Origin of the sequence: Cytobacillus firmus (assembly GCF_023612095.1) — a bacterium.
Lineage (GTDB): Bacteria > Bacillota > Bacilli > Bacillales > Cytobacillaceae > Cytobacillus.
Genome location: NZ_CP086235.1, coordinates 2,324,758 through 2,340,949, shown reverse-complemented (window position 1 = coordinate 2,340,949; position 16,192 = coordinate 2,324,758). Strand labels below are relative to the sequence as shown.

The 16,192-nt window shown below is 44.8% G+C and carries 16 protein-coding genes; 2 read left to right on the top strand and 14 right to left on the bottom strand.

Features of this window, described 5'->3' with window-relative positions; genetic code table 11:
* Positions 1-105: 105 nt before the first annotated feature.
* From LLY41_RS11870 to LLY41_RS11860, 3 genes are all read right to left on the bottom strand, one after another.
* Positions 106-1,413 carry a hypothetical protein gene (locus LLY41_RS11870; RefSeq protein ID WP_304585454.1) on the bottom strand — a complete coding sequence of 436 codons (1,308 nt, stop codon included), beginning with the start codon at positions 1,411-1,413 and terminating at the stop codon, positions 106-108.
* Between the two features lie 89 nt (positions 1,414-1,502).
* Positions 1,503-2,756, bottom strand: coding sequence for a methyl-accepting chemotaxis protein (locus LLY41_RS11865; RefSeq protein WP_095242961.1), 1,254 nt, complete (start codon positions 2,754-2,756; stop codon positions 1,503-1,505).
* A 208-nt stretch (positions 2,757-2,964) separates the two neighbouring features.
* Complete coding sequence (locus LLY41_RS11860) at positions 2,965-4,125, bottom strand: MFS transporter (protein WP_304585453.1); 1,161 nt, start codon at positions 4,123-4,125, stop codon at positions 2,965-2,967.
* Between the two features lie 241 nt (positions 4,126-4,366).
* Here LLY41_RS11860 and LLY41_RS11855 point away from each other — a divergent pair, with 241 nt between their 5' ends.
* Together LLY41_RS11855 and LLY41_RS11850 are read left to right on the top strand one after the other, a co-directional pair.
* The gene (locus LLY41_RS11855; protein ID WP_175609079.1) at positions 4,367-4,531 is read left to right on the top strand and encodes a hypothetical protein; all 165 of its coding nucleotides are present in this window, start codon (positions 4,367-4,369) and stop codon (positions 4,529-4,531) included.
* A gap of 165 nt (positions 4,532-4,696) precedes the next feature.
* The gene (locus LLY41_RS11850; RefSeq protein ID WP_304585452.1) at positions 4,697-5,719 is read left to right on the top strand and encodes a DUF1646 family protein; all 1,023 of its coding nucleotides are present in this window, start codon (positions 4,697-4,699) and stop codon (positions 5,717-5,719) included.
* Positions 5,720-5,812: 93 nt separating this feature from the next.
* Here LLY41_RS11850 and LLY41_RS11845 read toward each other — a convergent pair whose 3' ends face one another.
* The 11 genes from LLY41_RS11845 to LLY41_RS11795 form a co-directional block, all read right to left on the bottom strand.
* The gene (locus tag LLY41_RS11845; RefSeq protein ID WP_304585451.1) at positions 5,813-6,949 is read right to left on the bottom strand and encodes a glycerate kinase; all 1,137 of its coding nucleotides are present in this window, start codon (positions 6,947-6,949) and stop codon (positions 5,813-5,815) included.
* Positions 6,950-7,200: 251 nt separating this feature from the next.
* Positions 7,201-8,469 carry a GntP family permease gene (locus LLY41_RS11840; protein ID WP_095242973.1) on the bottom strand — a complete coding sequence of 423 codons (1,269 nt, stop codon included), beginning with the start codon at positions 8,467-8,469 and terminating at the stop codon, positions 7,201-7,203.
* 122 nt (positions 8,470-8,591) lie between these two features.
* Positions 8,592-9,692, bottom strand: a complete 1,101-nt coding sequence (locus LLY41_RS11835; protein WP_304585450.1) for a sugar diacid recognition domain-containing protein — start codon at positions 9,690-9,692, stop codon at positions 8,592-8,594.
* Between the two features lie 211 nt (positions 9,693-9,903).
* A complete protein-coding gene (locus LLY41_RS11830) occupies positions 9,904-10,512 on the bottom strand; it encodes a precorrin-2 dehydrogenase/sirohydrochlorin ferrochelatase family protein (RefSeq protein WP_095242975.1) in 609 nt (202 codons plus the stop codon).
* The gene (locus LLY41_RS11825) at positions 10,493-11,245 is read right to left on the bottom strand and encodes a sirohydrochlorin chelatase (protein WP_095242976.1); all 753 of its coding nucleotides are present in this window, start codon (positions 11,243-11,245) and stop codon (positions 10,493-10,495) included. Before LLY41_RS11825 ends, LLY41_RS11830 begins: the two co-directional genes overlap by 20 nt.
* A gap of 33 nt (positions 11,246-11,278) precedes the next feature.
* Positions 11,279-12,055 carry a uroporphyrinogen-III C-methyltransferase gene (gene cobA / locus LLY41_RS11820; RefSeq protein ID WP_304585449.1) on the bottom strand — a complete coding sequence of 259 codons (777 nt, stop codon included), beginning with the start codon at positions 12,053-12,055 and terminating at the stop codon, positions 11,279-11,281.
* A gap of 307 nt (positions 12,056-12,362) precedes the next feature.
* Positions 12,363-12,962 (bottom strand): adenylyl-sulfate kinase, encoded by a 600-nt coding sequence (gene cysC, locus LLY41_RS11815; protein ID WP_304585448.1) that lies wholly within the window; start codon positions 12,960-12,962, stop codon positions 12,363-12,365.
* A gap of 13 nt (positions 12,963-12,975) precedes the next feature.
* Complete coding sequence (sat, locus tag LLY41_RS11810; protein ID WP_304585447.1) at positions 12,976-14,121, bottom strand: sulfate adenylyltransferase; 1,146 nt, start codon at positions 14,119-14,121, stop codon at positions 12,976-12,978.
* A complete protein-coding gene (locus tag LLY41_RS11805; protein ID WP_304585446.1) occupies positions 14,069-15,211 on the bottom strand; it encodes a sulfate permease in 1,143 nt (380 codons plus the stop codon). The genes sat and LLY41_RS11805 overlap by 53 nt, the downstream gene beginning before the upstream one ends.
* A 15-nt stretch (positions 15,212-15,226) precedes the next feature.
* Positions 15,227-15,943: a phosphoadenylyl-sulfate reductase gene (locus tag LLY41_RS11800; RefSeq protein WP_304585445.1), complete on the bottom strand. Its 717-nt coding sequence runs from the start codon at positions 15,941-15,943 to the stop codon at positions 15,227-15,229.
* Between the two features lie 103 nt (positions 15,944-16,046).
* On the bottom strand, positions 16,047-16,160 hold the full coding sequence (locus LLY41_RS11795) for a YezD family protein (protein ID WP_064503412.1): 114 nt from the start codon (positions 16,158-16,160) through the stop codon (positions 16,047-16,049).
* Positions 16,161-16,192 lie beyond the last annotated feature (32 nt).

Here is a 16,192-nt window from a genome sequence, read left to right as displayed (position 1 = left end):
TAACGTCTAATTAACGCAAATGCGTTAAATCTAATAATATAGAATTTATAGAAACTTTTCAATAAATATTCATTCATATTTTTTTCCAAATAAAAAAACAGCCCATTATTCTTGGCTGTTTTCCTGTTTAAAACAATATAATTTCATCGGTCTGCCTTTGTCATGGCTTTTGGTCTCACCAATTTCTATGATGAGGCCAGCTTTGCGCAGTCCCTGAAGGATTCGCTGTGAGTTGCGGTTACTCATGCCCAGCTCCAGGGCAATGTCCTTTGAGGTGAAAGTATTCCAGTTTTTACGTTCAACATAGCTTTTAATTTTGTTAAAGAGCTGTACACTAATGTGGTATTCTCCCAGTTTTTTTACGAGCTCCGGCTCAGTGCTTTCGCTGATATAGGATACGATCAGCTGCTCGTGCCGGTACTCCTCCACTATTCCATGTTCATCAATTAAAATTATTTTTTCATGCTTGGAAGACTTTGAGCGCTGAACGGCTTTTCTCGCATTAAACTCCGCTTTCAGGACTGAATCCCCAAAGCCGATTCCTGCTGCAACCGGACGGTTTAAATCGGATTGAATCTTTTCAAAGGCTTTATGCAGAGTATTCAATTGTTCATACACTTCTCCGCGCGAACTGAAAATCATGTAATCGCCGCTGCCGGTTTTATGAAAAGAACCATTCAAACTCCTGCTCGCCCGAAGGAGGATTTCGTCCATTTTCAGCTGAGTCCATTGCATATTATACAGTAGTTCTTCTTTTTCCAATTCCGGATTTTCTGTTTCGATTGTACAAACAGCCACTTGTGTATTCTGATAATAATGCGCTTTTGCTTTTTCAGAAAGAGAAAGTAATGTCTGTTTGGTTTCAAGGCGGGTTGTCGTAATCCAGGAAACAGGAATTCCATGATCAGCTAACCGTTCCTGCACAGAAGGATAGCAAGTCAGCACACCATCTGCTTTGCCTTTCTTCCATAGTTTATAGTGATACTGATAAATATCATCCTCATCAATATCTGGCTGAAAGGTTTTTATTTTAAGGTTATTTTCCTGCACATCAAGCTGTGATAAGGCCTCATCACTAATATTCGCGCCTTCCGGAAGGTCGACAGACAGCTTTGTTAATTTCCTGTTTTGCAAAAGCAAATTAAGGAACGATTTATATAGCCCCGTCTCTAAAAATAAAACACCATGCAGGCTTTCATCATCACCTAAAACTCCTTTGGCGATTGAGTAGGGAATCGGTCCGGAAAAAAGCCAGGCATCCACCTGATCTTTATGTTCCATCACTATCTCTTTTGTTTCCACTGCTTTTTGATAAGTAAAAGGATGAAACCTTAATTCCTTTTCAAACTCACGGGCCACATCCAGGATTCTATCCACAGACTGCGCCGGTCCAACTACGCCGATGTGATACATCTGTTCACCTCTTAAAGCTTTCTATGATGATAGAATAGCATAAAAATGAATTGTATTAATAAAAAGAGTCTAGGTTCCAGACCTAAACTCTATAACTTAAACCTGCTGATCAACTCTTTCAAATCTTCCGCCATGCCCGTAAGGTGGTCAGCGGAAAGGGATATCTCCTCCATGGATGCAGCTTGTTCTTCAGTTGATGCCAGTACACTTTGTGTAGCCATGGCGGATTCATTTGCCACATGGGTGATCTCATCCATGGATTGGACCATTTGCCGGGAACCGGCAGACATTTGCTGAATGGCTGAAGCGACTTCCTGCATTTGATTGGTCACCATGCTGACAGACTGACGGATTTGTTTGAAGGAATCCCCAGCTCCTTTCATGACTTCCATGCCTTCTGTTACTTCATGATTGACCGTATCCATGGTTTGGACAACCTGATGGGTTTCTTCCTGGATTTTTGAAATCAGCTGGCTGATTTGGAGAGTGGATTCCGCCGATTTTTCAGCGAGGTTTCGAACCTCGTTAGCTACGACTGCAAAGCCTTTTCCCTGTTCTCCTGCACGGGCTGCTTCGATGGCAGCATTCAATGCCAGAAGGTTTGTTTGAGCGGCAATGCCTGTGATCACTTCAATAATCTTTCCAATTTCCTGTGAACGCTGGCCAAGGCCTTTTACCACCTTGGATAAGTCCTGTACATTCATATGAATGTAATTCATCTGGCAGCCTGCTGTTGAAATGGCTGCATCGCCATGATTTGCTTTTTCCAGGGAATCATTGATTTGCTCTGTCACCTGTTCAGAGTTTGACGCCACCTGTGTCAGTGTTTCAGACACTTGCATAATGACATGGGAAGCTGTTCCGACTCCGTTGACCTGATTGTCTGCCCCTGCAGCAATCTCTTCAATCACCTCAGCAATGTGGCTTGTGGCCATGTTTGTCTGCTGGGCACCGGATGATAGCTGCTGGGCATATTGTGTGACTTCGTCCGAAGCCAGCACCACTTTATTGAGCACCTCCTGCCAGGCAGAGGCAGTATGATTCAGTGCTGCAGCAATGGAACCAAGCTGGCCTACTGATTTCTCGTCCAGTCTTTTGGACATGTTTCCTTCTGCAAGTTCTTCAATGTATGTATTAATTATACTGATAGGTGCAATAAATTTGCGGTAGTTCATAAATGCGGATAATATTCCCGCCAGTGTTCCAAGGATGACAATAAACCCGATCGTCATCCAAAACGCACTTCCTTCAAGCCCATTACCAACACATACTGCAATGCTGATGATCAAAACAGTAGGAATAATGACGAATAAAGTACGGAGAATATAGCTAAGCTGGCTCATGAAACAGACTCCTTTATTATTATTTCACAAAAACAAATTCCAAATTCCCCCTATAATCACATGTTATACCAATAGACAATTTGATTATAGTAGATAAAAGGAAGATATATCAATATATTTTGAAGAATTATTTTTAAATTATTGAAATAGTTTGTCACTTTCTGCTGTAAAAAATGCCAGCCTCCAAAGAAGCCGGCATTCCATCGTATTATTCTGCGGCAGCAGTCCTTGTCTCTTTTTTCGCCATGGAAAGAGCTGCTGTACCAAGAGCCATAATTATAAAAATACTTCCTGCAGCTGCATTGTATTCGACGGAGGTTGTCTCAATCATGATTCCGCCGATCATGCTGCCGAATGCCATTCCCATGTGAACTGCCGAATTGTTCAATGTTTGCTGAATATCCGAAGTCTCCGGTGTTACTTCAATTAAGTAGCTGTGTATGGCAGGTGTGATCGCCCAGCTGAGCATACTCCAAATGACTACTGTGAAAAGGAATATCGGCAGGGAAAAAGCTGCAAAAGGCAATGCGAAAAGTGTAATTCCGAACATGGCAACAAGCGTTAAAATGACCGATTTTGCACCGAAACGGTCTGCCAGGTGGCCGCCGAGACCGCCGCCGATTACCGCCGCAATTCCGAAAATCAGGTAGACAATACTGACCCAGTTTCCATCAAGACCCAAATTCATTTTCAGGAAAGGTGTCAGATATCCGTAAAAAACTAAGTGGCCTGTCATCAGTAAAAAGGATGTTATCTGTATGAGCGCTATTTTCCTGCTTTTCAGCGTTTTAAGCTGTACGCCAATCGGCACAGCCGGCTTTGGAGCAACCTTTCCAAGAAAGAAGTATACTCCGGCCATTGATAAGAGTGTAAGTGCTGAAATCAGTACAAAGGGAGCCCGCCAGCCGAAAGCATTTCCAAGCATTAATCCAATGGGAACACCCAGTACAAGGGATGCACTGATTCCCATAAACACGATTCCGATCGCACGTGCACGATATTCCTCTGAAACGATGTATGATGCCATTGTCATGCACAAGGCTATGAGCAGTGAGCCGCTTACTGCCGAAAGAATTCGGCCGACTAATAAAACACTGTAAAACGGGCTGAATACAGCCACAATGTTCCCGGCCAAAAATACAGCCAAGGATATCATCATTAAACGGCTGCGTTCCATTTTAACCGTCATTGTGAGCAGGACAGGAGCTGCGATGGCAAAGGCAAGTGAAAATACTGTAATTAACAGGCCCGCCTGCCCCAGGCTGACACCCAGATCTGAAGCGACAAGATCCAGCAGCCCTCCTATAATCAATTCCACCATTCCAACAACAAATGATATGATTGCCAATAAATAGATGCGTTTATCCAAGCTGAACTTCCTTCCTATTATCCTAGCGATTATGTTCATTTCAATAAAATAACATCTTAACATATCTGGCCGTGTAAGCTCAAAGGATAGAAAAATCTAAAAATAAGCTTTTGTGTTAATAAAATTTCTTTTTTGGGAAAACTAAAAATACCTCCCAGAGACAACTTCCATAATTTACATGTTTGAATATAACAGTAAAATAGGAATGTAACTAACAAATACTGTAAAGGAGTTGATTCATTTGTTGGACAATCAAGCAAAGAAAGGTCATACTTTATCCCCTCTGACCCCACCTGAGATAGAAGAAATACAGCTGGCCGGTACAACTCCTATTGACACAAATGCCATCAAAAGCATGGAACCTGAATTCGATCTGACTGGAACCGTTTTAAACGACTATAACTAAGTGATAATCCCTGCCGGGTCTCTGGCAGGGATTTTTTATCGCATTCGGATAAAGATAAACCCACTGATTGAAGTTTCACTTTATGGAAAGTTTGTCCGAGGGAATGCATATGAATGTAGTATTCCTTGTGATTAAGCTGGGAAAATAACCAAATGGAGCAGGATTATGATTTATTTATTAGTGGTTATTTTCATAATTGTTCTTGTCATGCCTTTTCTATCTGAGTTTGTAGAAAAAAATCTGGAGATGTTTTTATTTTTAATGGGGCTTTCCGCAGCACTTGCAAGCGGAGTTCTAAACAGCGGTCTTTTTGTACAAGCAGCACAGGAGCCTGTAAAAATTACACTCGCTGTCTTTATTGCAGGCCTCTTGTTTAAGTGGTTTCAGGCAAATCTGGAAAAAAGCATCCTTTCAGTAAGCCGGCGCATGCCGTTTCGATTATTTGCAGCATTGATGGTCATTTTCCTGGGATTAATTTCAAGTGTTATTACCGCTATTATTGCTGCACTGGTTCTTGTGTTAATTATTAGTGCCCTAAGGCTTGATAGAACCTCAGAGGTCAGGCTGACAGTACTCGCCTGCTTCTCAATTGGCCTTGGCGCAGCACTGACGCCAATTGGCGAGCCGCTTTCCACCATTGCCATCAGTAAAATGAAAGAAGACTTTTTCTTTTTGATGGATTTGGTTGGACCGCAAATTATTATTGCCCTCGTGTTTTTCGGCATCATGGCAGCGATAGCTGTTAAACCGCCTAGTTCTGGCAAAGCTTCCTTTACCAAAAAGCCTGCCAGTGAAAACTATGAAGAAATCTTTGTCAGGGCTTTGAAGATTTACTTTTTTGTCATGGGCCTGACGATGCTTGGTGCTGGTTTTGAACCGCTGATCAATCACTTTTTAATCGGTTTAAACCCGCTTCTGTTATATTGGATCAATATGATTTCTGCTGTCCTGGACAATGCCACCCTTGCCGCGGCTGAAATCAGCCCATCCATGGATCATTTTACTGTTCAATCTATTCTTCTTGGACTCCTGATCAGCGGCGGAATGCTGATCCCCGGGAATATTCCCAATATCATTGCTGCCGGTAAACTGCAGATTACGAGTAAAGAGTGGGCCGTATTCGGAGTGCCTTTTGGATTGGTCACGATGATTGGATATTTTGTGTTTATATTGATGACCGGAAATTGAATAGGACTGCTCTCAGTCCTTTTTTTCTTAAATAGTTTACATAACATTATTACCATCTACTAAAAAGAAGCTGCATCTCACAGCTTCCAATTTTCATATCCTATTCATTTTCATAATGGCCGCTATGTTCCTCGCTGTCCTTTCCATGTAAAGTGCTGCTTTCTCAAAAGCATCCGGAAGGGTTATCACGCCAGGAACTATGCTGAAAAGCGCATCAATACCATGTTCATGGATGATATGGCTGTCGTCTGATAAGGAACCTGCAAGACCGATTACGGGTATTCCGTGCTTCTTTGCCGCTTTTGCCACCCCAATTGGCGTTTTTCCATAAATCGTCTGGCTGTCAATCCTGCCTTCGCCAGTAATGACAAGATCAGCACCTTTTACTTCTTCCTCAAAGTTAACCGCGTCAAGGACAATATCAATTCCTCTTTTTAAGTCAGCATTTAAGAAAGCGAGGAGACTTCCGCCTATTCCTCCTGCCGCTCCAGCCCCCTCTATATCGCGGAACGATTTGCCGAGGGCGTTTTCAACTACATCTGCAAAATGGCCCAGATTCCGGTCCAGGACCTGTACCATCTCAGGTGTCGCCCCTTTTTGCGGGCCAAAGACAGCGGATGCGCCTCTTGGACCAGTTAATGGGTTATCAACGTCACAGGCTACTTCGATATGGACATTCCGCAGCCTGGAATCAAGCTCTGATATGTCAATGGCTGCAAGCTGTGCAAGCGCTCCTCCGCCCTGGCCGATTTCGCTGCCGGTTTTATCAAGAAGTTTTCCGCCCAATGCTTGTATCATTCCGGCTCCGGCATCATTTGTCGCACTTCCGCCGATACCAATTATGATGTGCTGAACTCCTGTGTCCATTGCGGCAGCAATTAATTCCCCTGTTCCCCGCGTTGACGTCAGCAAGGGATTTCGTTTTTCTGGAGAAACCAGATGCAGGCCGGATGCAGAGGCCATCTCAATGACAGCTGTCTTTCCATTTCCCATTAAGCCAAAGAATGCCTGTACCGGTTCTCCCAGGGGACCTGTAACAATACACTCAATAATTCTTCCGTTTGTTGCATCTACAAGCGATTGGACCGTTCCCTCTCCTCCGTCAGCCATCGGCATTTTTTTATATTGGGCATTAGGGAATATCGATTTAAACCCTCGCTCAATGGCATTCGCTGCCTCAAGTGCCGATAAACTCTCTTTAAATGAATCGGGCGCAATAACTATTTTCATAACTGATTTCCCCTTTCTTTAGCCAAAGCTGTTTTCGTAAAGTTTGTTGCTTTTTTATAACTTAGGTTAATTTGCTGAGTTGATTGGAGCGGAAGGTGCGAGACTCCTGCGGGAGTAGCGGGTCAGGTGAGACCCCGCAGACGCGGAGCGTTGAGGAGGCTCACCGCCCGCCCCGCGGAAAGCGAGCAGCCTGGAGCGGAAATCAACGGACAACATTGATAGGCGAAACAACAATTTATACGAAAAGAGCCTTAGCCAAAAAGCTTAAAGACTCCAAATATCAGAGTTGAAATAACGGCAAGAGTTAAACCGATAAGCGATTCATATGGCATCAGCTTTAAGCGTTCCTTCATATCCATATTGACGCTTCCTGCGGTGGCATGAAAGAAGCTTCCGTGCGGCAGGTGATCCAGTACGGTGGCTCCCGCATGAATCATGGCTGCTCCTGCTAAAGCTGATATTCCCAATCCTAAAATCGTGCTGCCAAAGACTCCGCTCGCGACGGCAGTCCCGGCCGTTGTGGATGCTGTTGCAGCTGACATGAAAATACCTGAAACAGGCGCCAGCAGATACGCTGGAAGACCTGAGGATGTTAACGCATTAATGATCACATCTTTTAAGCTTGAGTTTGCGATGATTCCTGCCAGGGTTCCGGTTCCAAGAAGCATGATGGCAACGCCTGACATTTTGTTTAAACCGGATATAGCGTATTCATTGATTTTGCTGGTCTTTTTCATAGCAATGGCCCCGATGATTCCTCCGACGGGAAGTGCCACCATCGGATCAATATTGATGTCAAATAGCGGGCGCAGCGCCAATAATATAATCGTAACGAGCGGCGCAATCATCGCCGTGAAAAATAATGGCAGCTTTGTATGACTGTTTGCTTCGACTTCGCTTTCTGAAATCATAGATCCCTTATGTACTAATTTTTTAGCAATAAGATATGTGACAGCAAGTCCAAATATGGCCGGGATGATCCCTGCCGCCATAACCGAAGTAAGGGGTACGCCAAAGGCATCTGAAGCAGCAATGGCATTCGGATTAGGGGACATGATGTTTCCTGCTTTCCCTCCGCCAATCATCGCCAGCAAAATGGCTGTTTTGGACAGTTTCGCTCTTTTCGCGATTGCCAGGGCGATTGGTGATACGGTTATGACTGCCACATCAACAAATACACCGACCGTTGTCAGGATCATCGTTGCCACCGCTAAGGCAAGAAGTGCCCGGGTTTCTCCGAACTTTTTTACGATTGTTTCGGCAATGGAAGAAGCGGCGCCAGATTCTATCAGAACACCGGCCAGTATGCCGGCTGCCAGGATTCTGAGCACCGCCGGTATGATGTCCTTAGCTCCTTCCATCATTAAATTCACTGTGTTCGTGATATCCGCTCCGCCGACTAAGCCGCCAATTAAAGCACCTGCGACCATTCCATAAGCAGGCGGTACTTTTTTCAAGATTAATAGTATGGCAATGACTAAAGCTGTGATCGCACCTAAAGCGCTTACAGTAACATCCATTATGAGCCCTCCCGTGATGATTTGCTTATGTATCCATTGTAAGCGTTTGCGCGAAATGTTTCATTGTGTATGCTGATGAAAAGAAGCGGTCAGAATTTTACAATCATTGTGCAAATGCACAATCATTGATGTGTTTTGATTAATTTCGCTACATATAGTTCAAGCATCATCTTCACATTTCGCGGGTCTCTTCCAGTTATTTCTGTTATCTTATCCAGGCGGTATCTCAGAGTATTGCGGTGGATAAATAAGTGGTCTGCTATTTTCCCAAGATCCCCTCCTTCTTTCATAAAAACATCAAGAGTATGAGCCAGCTCCCCTTTTTTATCCTGCTCCACGAGCCGGTCATAGAAAGAGAGTGTGTCTGCATCCTTCAGGCCAAGCATGGATAACTCCACCTCGAGCCAATTGTTTTCATAGCTGTAATAGTCATCATCAGGCTGAAGCCTTGGACCAAGAACAGCAAGCTGCTGTGCCTGCCGAAAGGATGACTTCAAACCGCTTATGTGCACCGATGTCTTTCCCATTGCAACTGTCGCTTTCCTTCTTGAAAGATCGGCAATCCTCTTTAAAACAGCTTTTTTTTCTGAATGCTGTCCTGCTTTTAAAATGACAATTTCATTATTGAACGTAATCCCGGTAAGATCCTGCTTCCCCAATTCAAACTGGATGTTATTGATCAGCTTTTGATTCATGGTTCCAAGTTCTTCGTACAGCTTGAGAACAATCACGGTTCTCGGGATATTCAGGTCATATCCCTGAAATCCTGCCCGCTCTTCTAACCACGATTCATTGAATGGTTCTTCAGAAATGAGAAGGTTCACAATTTCACTTTGAAGCCTCTGCTTCCACTGAACTCTTTCCAGCAAAAAAGACTGTTCCAGCACGAGTTCCGCTGCCATTTTAACAAGCTCGGCATAATTTCTAATTTGTGGGGGCTCACCTGTAATGCCGACTACACCAATAATTTCATTATGAAAACGGATGGGCAGATTGATTCCAGGCTTGGCCCCTTTAAGCCCGGCGGCACTTCTTTCATCAATTTCCACACTTTCGCCTTTTTCCAGGACCAGCAAGGCGCCATCATGAACCTGATTGATCCTTTCCTTTTCACCTGATCCGATAATAATGCCTTCTTCATTCATAACATTTATGTTTTTGTTAAGAATTTTCATCGTGCGCTCCACTATTTCCTGAGCGAGCTCATAGGATAAAAAATGCACCTTACACGCCGCCTTCCTGATTCATTACTAACAATGTACCATAGTGAATATGCACAATAAACATAAGAAAAGCGGAAGCGCCTTGCCCACCCCGACAAGCTTGTGAACTCGAGGGGGTAGGCGCTGGAGCTAGACAGTTATCGAAGTTCAAAGATATACCTTCTTATTTCAAAATAAAAAACCGTGTGCCAGAACACGGTTAAGAAGTTGTTTATGCTAATGACTGCAGGTGTGTCCATTTGCGTTCCCTCTCATCCTCTGAAAGGCGATAACGGTCATCCAGGAGTTCGGCAAGCAGCTCATTTTTTTCCGATGGAGGGATAGAAATCTGTTTAATATAATCACGGCATTTTCCCAGAAATTCTGAATATCCTGTCCAGCTTTCATCATATTGTTCATCCAGCTGTTTTTTGAGCATCCGGGTCAGCTTTGGGCTTGCACCATTTGAGGTGACAGCGATTTGAAGAGGGCCGCGCCTTACAGCTGCCGGGAAGATTACATTTCCTTCTCCTGCTTCATCGACCACGCAAACCAGCTGACCTGAATCCAGCGATTTAGCCAGAGCATGGTTAGCTTCACGTTCATTTGTGGCTAAAATAGATAAAAAAGCATTTTTAAAATCATCGGGGGAAGCTTCCCGCTGTATGAGTTCATAGCCTCTTTGATGCGCTAAATGAAGAAGCTCATCTGAAAAATCAGGAGCAACAAAAGTGATATGGGCATTTTCTCCATCTAGTGTTTTCGCCTTTCGAAAAGCAATTCTGCCTCCGCCAGCAATCACGATTCTCTTGTTGGTTAGATCAATGAATAACGGCTGCATTCTCATTCACCTCTCCATTCGCTTTTTTAGCGACCAGGTTTTGAATTGCCGTATGTTTCCCCAGTGTATCAGTAAGATTCACAGAGTATCCTGCCTTTACTTTCTTATTTACCTCTCTTACTACCTCACTTAGCAGAAGTCCCGAGAATAATAGATAAGGGATGACCATCACATTGCCTCTTGCCTTTTGGCATATGGAATTAAGGCCATCCTGAAAGGACGGAGCAGCTGCGGCCAAATAGCAGACCTGCACATCTGTCACACGGAGGCGCTCGCTTAGTCCGTTTTTGATAGAGTCAAAGGCTCTAAGAATGGAAGGATCACTGCTGCCTCTTCCCACAATTAAAACAGAATCTAAAGGAGATATTGGCTGGGCATTTGCTGTAACAAGCTCTGCAATGGCGTCTAGGATCGTGTCCTGGACTCCAAATGGGTCCGCCATCTTTACGATGATGCCGTGATATTTTTCTATTAAAGGAGCAAGTTCTTCAGGAATATCCTGCTTGATATGTCCCGCTGCAAGTAAAAATAGAGGCACAATGACAATTTCTGTGGCTCCTTCCCTGACACAGTGTTCAAAGCCTTCCTTAATATAAGGCTCAGTTAATTCCAGAAAACAAAGCTTTTGAATGGGAGCATCGACTTTTTTCATAACACTTTCGATAAAAAGGTTTGCTTCGGCAGCTCCTTTTTTGGAACGTGTGCCATGGCCGATGTATAGGACCGCTTTCATTCGTTAGGCTCCCTCCTTTTTTAAAACCGCCGTTTATCCTTGCACAGCAGGCAGATTAGGTACAATTTCTTCTTCAAACCAATTAATTTTATGGTGCATGGCGACTACATTCCCAATGACGATCATGCTTGGATTTGTGATGTTTGATTCTTTCACTTTGTTCTCAATAGTAGCAAGCGTGCCAGTAACGGTCCGCTGCTCTGAAAGGGTTCCCCAGTGAACGAGGGCAATCGGTGTTTGAGGTGATTTCCCATTTTGAATAAGGTTTTTCACAATATTAGGCAAATGGGACACACCCATATATACACAAATCGTGTCGACTGCATGTGCCAGGTGGGCCCACTGGTGCTCAGCTTCTTCGTTTCCTGCCTGGTGTCCTGTGACAAATGCGAAACTTTTGCTTAAGGTCCGGTGTGTGACCGGAATCCCCGCATAAGCAGATGCCGCGATCCCTGCAGTGACTCCAGGCACAATTTCAAATGGCACATCCTGATTGGCACACTCTTCTGCCTCTTCCCCGCCTCTGCCGAATACAAATGGATCTCCGCCTTTCAGCCGGCAGACCTGAAGACCTTTTTTCGCATATTTGACGAGCAGATGATTAATGGTTTCCTGTTTCATCACATGATGATTGGGGAGCTTGCCGCAATACACCAGCTGGGCTTCTTTTTTCGCAAAGTTTAATAGTTCACGGTTTACGAGACGATCATACAGAACGACATCAGCCTCCTGCAGGCAGCGCATTCCTTTAACAGTCATCAGGTCAGGGTCACCCGGTCCGGCACCTACTAAATAAACTTTTCCTGTCATACTCATGCCCGCCCTTTCTGTAATATCTTATAATATATGCACTATAACGCTTTTCCTAAGCTGATAATCTGATTGTTTTCTATAATACCATTTTTCGGGGTGAAATAGTAGGGATTATTTTTTCAGAAAGGAGTCTCCTATTAAAAGAGACTCCCGGTTATTTATCGCAGTCTAACGGGCAGTAAGACCCCCACTTCAAGACTCAGAAGAATCAATTGAGGATAAGTGGGGGTCTTACTGCCCGTAAAGGCCCGATTGGTTCAACTAACAATCAGCGGGAAAAACTCCCACTGATTGAAGTTTCACTCTATAAAATATTCTTTTCCCGCAGATGGGCTACTATCTTACCGACTGCTTCTTCTACTGTGTACTGGTCAGATCGGACCGTAATTTCAGGGCTTTCAGGTGCTTCGTATGGTGAGTCGATTCCTGTAAAGTCCTTAATTTCCCCGCGTCTGGCTTTTGCGTATAATTGCTTTGGATCCCGCCGTTCGCATTCTTCGAGTGGACAGTCAATGAAGACTTCAATAAATTCCCCTTCTTCAAACAGCGCCCTGACAGTTTCTCTATCCGACCGGAAAGGAGAAATGAAAGCTGTTGTAACGATCTTGCCGCTGTCTACAAACAGCTTCGCGACTTCCCCAATGCGCCTGATGTTTTCATTTCTGTCTGCCTCTGAAAAGCCAAGATCTTTATTTAAGCCGTGTCTCACATTGTCGCCGTCCAGGACATATTCATTGATGCCCTGGCGGAACAGTTCGTGGGATACTGCATTTGCAATCGTTGATTTGCCTGAGCCTGATAGGCCGGTAAACCAGAGGACCACACTTCCATGGCCGTTCTGTGCCCGTCTGTCTTCCTTCGTAATTGCCGCGTCATGCCAGGTGATGTTGGTTGACTTTGTCATGTTTCCGCTCCCCTTATACCGTTTCTATTTCTCTCATGCCTTCTATTAACACTTCGACAACCTCTTTGCGGCTGAAAGTGGATGGCGGCAGCTCCCCGTTCCGAAGCATTTCCCTTACCTTGGTGCCGGACAGAATGACACGGTCTTCTTTGCTGTGCGGGCAGGTTTTATCAGATGCCATTCCTTCGCACTTATTGCAGTAAAAGCTGTGTTCAAAGAACAGCGGCTTGATGCCAAGCTCTTCTTCTGTAAAGTTGCCGAAAATGTGCTGCGCGTCATATGTGCCGTAATAATTGCCGACTCCGGCATGGTCTCTTCCGACGATGAAGTGTGTGCAGCCGAAGTTTTTCCTTGCAATGGCATGGAAGATCGCTTCTCGCGGTCCCGCATATCTCATGGCTGCCGGATAGACTGCCAGCTGTGTGCGCTCTTTTGGATAGTAATTTTCCAGAAGAACCCGGTAGCTCCTAAGACGGACATCTGCAGGAATATCATCTGATTTTGTTTCGCCGACAAGCGGATTCAAAAACAGTCCATCCACCGTTTCCAGCGCAGCTTTTTGAATGTATTCGTGTGCTCTGTGCACAGGGTTTCTTGTCTGGAAGCCAACCACTGTTTTCCAGCCTTTTTCTTCAAACAGTGCCCTTGTTTCTTTAGGCTCGAACCATACATCCTCTGCTACACCTTTGCCGGGTTTTTTAATCAGCGTAACCTCTCCGGCAGCATAAACCGGACCGCGTTCAAAAAGCCTTTTTACACCGGGATGTGCCTGCTCCTCCGTTTTGTAGACTTCACGCGCCTCTTTGCTCAGGTCCGGCTCATACCATTCTGATACCGTGATGACTCCGTATACTTCACCTTCGTGAACCAGCTTAAACTTTTCACCGGCTGCAAGCTCTTTGGCTTTTTCCGCTTGAACAGGGAGTGTAACCGGAATGGACCAAATCGTTCCGTCTGCCAGTCTCATTTTTTCAACAACAGATTCATAGTCTGCTTTTCCAAGGAAACCTGTAAGAGGACTGAATAAGCCAACACCTATTAGTTCCAGATCACTCAGTGCGATGGCATCTATTAAGATTTCTTTTTCAATTCCTGTCAGGTCATAATTAGGATTGTAGCTTTGAATTAATTTTCCTCCATGTGGTTTCGGCAGAGCCATTTTTCATCAACCTTTCTTTTTCAGATTTACTTTTTTCAGTTATCGGCCTTACACTGGCTGGTGCCTGATTCATTAAGAATTTCACTCCAGAAACGGAGATAAGGACACCGGCCATTGCAATCACCGGATATACATTTTGTTCAATGAGCAGCTGGATGAGCGTATAGGACAGAACCATTGATAATACGGGTGAGACGACCCATACGACTAATAGCTGCACGACAATGTCCTTCTTGAAGACTGACCGTCCCTGCTTCACAAATCCTATTCCGATGATGGAGGAAGTGGTGATTTGCGTTAAAGGGACAGGGATTCCAAAAACGGAAGCAATCGTAACAATACCGGCTCCTGTTCCTGAAATGATACAGCCTTCTTCAAGACAGATTTTGGTGATCTTTTTGCCATTCGTTTCGAGAACTTTTTTTCCCAGCAGAACGGCTCCTAAAGCGACAAACAGGCCGCCCCAGAAGATTCCGCTGCCAGTGCTCATAATGCCTGCACCAACAAGCGGACCGACTGCATTGGCAACATTATTCATGCCTGCCGAGAATGCTTCAAACACACCCATAAAAATGACGAGTATGGCTAAAATCGGAGTTGCTTTTGGCTTTTTAATCAGGTTCTGTATAAAGTTTCTCTTTAAAAAAGCAGCTGCCGCTATGGCTATTAAAAAAGCGGCAAATGGAGTAAGCAGCCAGAATGTGACGATCCAGGCAAGCTTTCCGGCAAATACGGATTGGTAGACGATGCCGGCACCGATGACGGAGCCAACCGTCACCTCGCTGGTTGACAGCGGAATCCCGAAAACATTGGCAAGAAACAGTGAAAGGGCGGCAGATGCAATCACAATCAGCGCAATGGCAACTGTGAAGGTCTCTTTAGGAACAATCCCGCTTCCCATCGTCTTTACCACTTCACCCCCGCCAAGCCATGCTCCAAAGAAAACGGCCAAGCCGCAAAGAATAAGAGCTAACATGCGGTTTTTCAGGACACCTGAACCATACGCGATCCCCATGGATGCTGCTGCTCCGCTTGCCCCGATATTCATGGCGAAAAATAAACCGACTGTGACCGCTATGATCGTAAGCATGGTATCACCCTCCTTTTAGCTCGTATGAAGGCCGCATTCAGTTTTGCCTGTGCCAGACCATCGGCCCGCACGGGAATCGCCATTTTCATCGACTGCCTGTGTACAGGGAAAGCAGCCGATGCTTGGATAGCCATGGTCATGCAGAGTGTTGTAGGGCAGGTCTTTTTCCCTGATGTAGGCCCAAACTTCATCCCATGTCCAGTGAATCAGCGGGCAGATCTTGATATTCTTGAATTTTTCATCCCGGTTTAGGAATTGAGTATTCGCTCTTGTTGGCGACTGCTCCCTTCTAAGGCCGGAGATCCAGGCCTGCTTTGGTGTTAACGCTTCTCTTAATGGAATCACTTTGCGGATCTGGCAGCATGAATTCGCCTCCCTTTTCCAAAGTGCTGAACCGAATTCTGCAGCCTGCTGGTCCAGTGTCAGCTTGGGCTCTTTCCGCTCGATCCTGAGGCTTGGAAAGCGGGCTTCAATTCTATCAATCACTTCATATGTTTCCGGAAAATGAAGCCCGGTGTCCAGAAATACAATATGGGCATCTGGCTTAATTTCCTGAATGAGGTCAATCAGCACGATGGCTTCCGCTCCGAAGCTCGATGCATAGACAATTTTATCTTCAGGATAATTTTCATAAGCCCATTTCAATACAGTGCCTGCGCCTTTTAATTTGTCATCAATAGGGAATGCATCTGAGATTTGATTCCAATTTTCATATGTTACTGCAGTGCTCATCTTGCAGTACTCCTTTCATGTTCTAGAAATCTTTTAAAATGAAAAAAGGCAGTCTTCCCGACTGAAGAAAATACTTCAGTTGGAAAAACCGCCTCTAGTTTGTCTAGTCAGCGCGCTTATTTGGTTGAAGACGAACCTTTTCGTTCTTCTCAAGTTGTATGACCTTGCCATCCTGGACGACCAGTGTGATCGATCCGAATTTAATGCTCTGAAGCATCTGCTTTAAATGAACAGATAACTCTTCCCAGT

Bases quoted from the DNA above. Each gene is read 5' to 3' on its own strand.
- LLY41_RS11825 (WP_095242976.1), bottom strand. From the start codon at position 11,245: ATGAAAGCGGTCCTATACATCGGCCATGGCACACGTTCCAAAAAAGGA.
- sat (WP_304585447.1), bottom strand. From the start codon at position 14,121: ATGGCTCTGCCGAAACCACATGGAGGAAAATTAATTCAAAGCTACAAT.
- LLY41_RS11870 (WP_304585454.1), bottom strand. From the start codon at position 1,413: ATGTATCACATCGGCGTAGTTGGACCGGCGCAGTCTGTGGATAGAATC.
- cobA (WP_304585449.1), bottom strand. From the start codon at position 12,055: ATGACAGGAAAAGTTTATTTAGTAGGTGCCGGACCGGGTGACCCTGAC.
- LLY41_RS11830 (WP_095242975.1), bottom strand. From the start codon at position 10,512: ATGCAGCCGTTATTCATTGATCTAACCAACAAGAGAATCGTGATTGCT.
- cysC (WP_304585448.1), bottom strand. From the start codon at position 12,962: ATGACAAAGTCAACCAACATCACCTGGCATGACGCGGCAATTACGAAG.
- LLY41_RS11840 (WP_095242973.1), bottom strand. From the start codon at position 8,469: ATGGATGTTACTGTAAGCGCTTTAGGTGCGATCACAGCTTTAGTCATT.
- LLY41_RS11850 (WP_304585452.1), top strand. From the start codon at position 4,697: ATGATTTATTTATTAGTGGTTATTTTCATAATTGTTCTTGTCATGCCT.
- LLY41_RS11845 (WP_304585451.1), bottom strand. From the start codon at position 6,949: ATGAAAATAGTTATTGCGCCCGATTCATTTAAAGAGAGTTTATCGGCA.
- LLY41_RS11865 (WP_095242961.1), bottom strand. From the start codon at position 2,756: ATGAGCCAGCTTAGCTATATTCTCCGTACTTTATTCGTCATTATTCCT.
- LLY41_RS11800 (WP_304585445.1), bottom strand. From the start codon at position 15,943: ATGAGCACTGCAGTAACATATGAAAATTGGAATCAAATCTCAGATGCA.
- LLY41_RS11805 (WP_304585446.1), bottom strand. From the start codon at position 15,211: ATGCTTACGATCATAGCGGTCACAGTCGGTTTATTTTTCGCCATGAAT.
- LLY41_RS11795 (WP_064503412.1), bottom strand. From the start codon at position 16,160: ATGCTTCAGAGCATTAAATTCGGATCGATCACACTGGTCGTCCAGGAT.